Genomic DNA, 1,288 nt, shown 5'->3' on the forward strand with positions numbered 1-1,288 from the left:
TGGTCATCTCCCTGTCAAGTAGACAGAAATAAAAAGAGTATTATGCCACGGCCTTTTCCCGATATTCTATCGGGGAAAGGCCGTGAAGTTTTTCTTGGAATCTTTCTGTATTATAAAATTGAATATATTCTTGAATTGCTCGGTAGGCCATTTCATATGTTTTTGGGCACACTAAATACAACTTCTCTGTTTTTAAATGTGAGAAGAATGATTCGATACACGCATTATCAAAACAGTTTCCACGTCTAGAATGACTACCGACAAATCCTAATTTCTCTAACTGTTTTGCGTAGGATTTAGATGTATATTGAAACCCTTGATCTGAATGGAAAAGGGGCTTAGTAGTTAATGACTTCCCTTCTAATTGACGTAATGTAGTTAAAACCAAATCTAAATCATTTCTTGAAGATAGCTTCCAGGCAACAATTTCATTGTTGTATAAATCTAACACAGCTGACAAATAGGCAAATTGTTCTCCGATTCGTACATAAGTAATATCTGTTACGAATTTTTGATTTTGCTTTTCAGCTTGAAACTCTCGATTCAAATAATTTTTAAATACCACAGATGTTTTTCTTCCATAAAACGGACGTTTTTTTCGAATGATAGATTGAATACCCAGCTCTCTCATAAGACGACGAACACGTTTATGATTCATTACCATTCCTTCTCGAGCCAAAGCACGAGTCATACGTTTATACCCATAGTAAGGGTGCTGACGATGAATAGATAAAATATGTTCTTTATGCCACATATCCCTTTTCTGACGTAAACGCTGCACGTTATGATATTTCCGCCATTTATAGTAGCCAGCCTTAGAAACTTCCGCGATTTGAAGCAACCATCGGAGTGGATAGGCTTGGCGTAATGAATCGATAAGAGAAAATCGTTCTTTCTTTAGGACCATTCCTTCCCGTGTAGATTTGGATTGCGCTTTTTTAAATACTCAACCTGTGCCTTCAAATAAGCATTTTCTTCTTCTAGACTATTAAAATTCTTTCGATTCCAGACACCACGTTGATCATCAAAGGACTCCCCTTGTTGCGCACGTTTTACCCACTCAATAATCTGGGCATCGCTCTTCACACCGAGTTGTTCACGAATTTCTCGCAATGACTTTCTCTCTTCTAATCGAAGACGAACTGCTTCTCGCTTTAGTTCTTCTGTATATTTTTGAAATGATTGTCCTTTTCTTGCCATAAAAAAATCCCCTCCAGATAAAACAGTATTGAGTCCATCATATCAGATGGACTCTTTTTTTACTGTCTACCTATAGGGGATAATACCA

Annotated in this window: 1 protein-coding gene; it reads right to left on the reverse strand. The window is 37.0% G+C overall.

Annotation, left to right across the window (positions count from 1 at the left end; translation table 11 throughout):
* Positions 1–40: 40 nt before the first annotated feature.
* Positions 41–1,200 (reverse strand): IS3-like element ISBth8 family transposase gene (locus tag AB6801_RS31180; RefSeq protein ID WP_097999691.1). Its coding sequence is split into 2 segments (ribosomal slippage): positions 41–942 and positions 942–1,200, totalling 1,161 coding nucleotides; the frame shifts between segments, so codons are not numbered across the junction.
* Positions 1,201–1,288: the final 88 nt, after the last annotated feature.

This window comes from Bacillus sp. RCC_6_1 (genome assembly GCF_041360755.1).
Classification (GTDB): Bacteria; Bacillota; Bacilli; order Bacillales; family Bacillaceae_G; genus Bacillus_A; species Bacillus_A cereus.